The organism is Streptomyces sp. NPDC014727 (assembly GCF_043083485.1).
Lineage (GTDB): Bacteria > Actinomycetota > Actinomycetes > Streptomycetales > Streptomycetaceae > Streptomyces.
On sequence record NZ_JBIBYR010000080.1, the window covers coordinates 1 to 1,302 of the forward strand.

1 protein-coding gene is annotated in these 1,302 nt (G+C 73.6%); it reads left to right on the top strand.

Annotation, left to right across the window (positions count from 1 at the left end):
* Nucleotides 1-233 precede the first annotated feature (233 nt).
* Entirely contained in the window at nucleotides 234-1,073 is an 840-nt protein-coding gene (locus ACF1B9_RS37970) for an SDR family NAD(P)-dependent oxidoreductase (RefSeq protein WP_391746944.1), read from the top strand.
* Nucleotides 1,074-1,302 lie beyond the last annotated feature (229 nt).

A 1,302-nucleotide genomic window follows, 5' to 3' on the forward strand; every position in this document is an offset into this window, starting at 1 on the left:
GGTGGTAAACCCCCGGGGGGGGTGGGGTCCGGGGCTGGGGGGGCGCGGCGCCCGGGGCGGGCCCCCCCTCCCGGCCGGGGCGGCGCCGGGGGCCGCCCCCGGGCCCGGCCCGGCAGCCGGGCCGCCGCGCTCCCACCCCCGTGTCCCTGCGCGGCGGCCCGGACCCCTCCGGCGGACCAGGGCCAAAACCACCGCACCCCTCTTCGTACCTCTCCGCCTGGAGGAATCCCGTCATGACCGCAGCCGTCCCGCCCCGCGGAACCGACCGCTTCGACCTGACCGGCCGCACCGCGGTCGTGACCGGGGCCGCCCGGGGTCTCGGCCGGTCCTTCGCCGTCGGCCTCGCCGAGGCTGGCGCCGACCTGGTCCTCGTCGACCTGCCCGGTGCCGACGGCGTCGCCGGGACCGCGGCGGCCGTCGAGGCGCTCGGCCGCCGGGTCCGCACCTACGGCCAGGACCTTGCGGACATCGACGCGCTGCCCGGCTTCGTCGATGCCGTGCGCGCCGAGGCCGGACCGTTGCACATCCTGGTCAACAACGCGGGAACGGCGGCGCTGGAACGCTTCAACGAGATCACCCCCGCGAGCTGGTCGCACATCATGCGGGTCAACGTCGACGCCGTCTTCTTCCTCAGCCAGCGCATCGCCGAACACATGACGGCGGACGCCGTCGCCGGCCGCATCATCACCATCACCTCGAAGAACGCCCTGGTGGCGGAGGCGGGCCTGGCCCACTACAACGCCTCCAAGGCCGCCGCCCAACTGCTCACCGAGACCCTGGCGGTCGAACTCGCCCCGTACGGCATCACCGCCAACACCCTGGCCCCCGGCATGGTCGAGACCCCCATCGACGGAGAGTTCCCCTTCGACCGGGAAGCCTTCGAATCCGCCTACCGCGAGCGCATCCCGCTGGGCAGGTACGCACAGCCCGACGAATGCGTGGGCGCACTGCTGCTGCTCGCCTCGGACGCCGGGGCGTATCTCACCGGGGCGCGGATCGTCGTCGACGGGGGAGTGCTCGCCGACCAGATGCCGCGCATGCGCTTCATGCCGCCGTACCGCAACACGATCTGACGTCCGCGCCTCGTCCCGCCGTACCGCAACACGATCCGACCGCGACCGACCGGCAGTCGGTCCTCATCGAGCACGCATCGACACAGCGAGGAGCACCTCCGCCATGTCCGTCAATGCATCGTCCCCGAACCCGTCCTCCGCCTCGTCGCGTCGTACGCTGCTGCGGGCTTCGGGTCTGGCCGGTCTGGTCATGGCCGGTTCGGCCGTGGCCTCCGGTACCGCCCAGGCC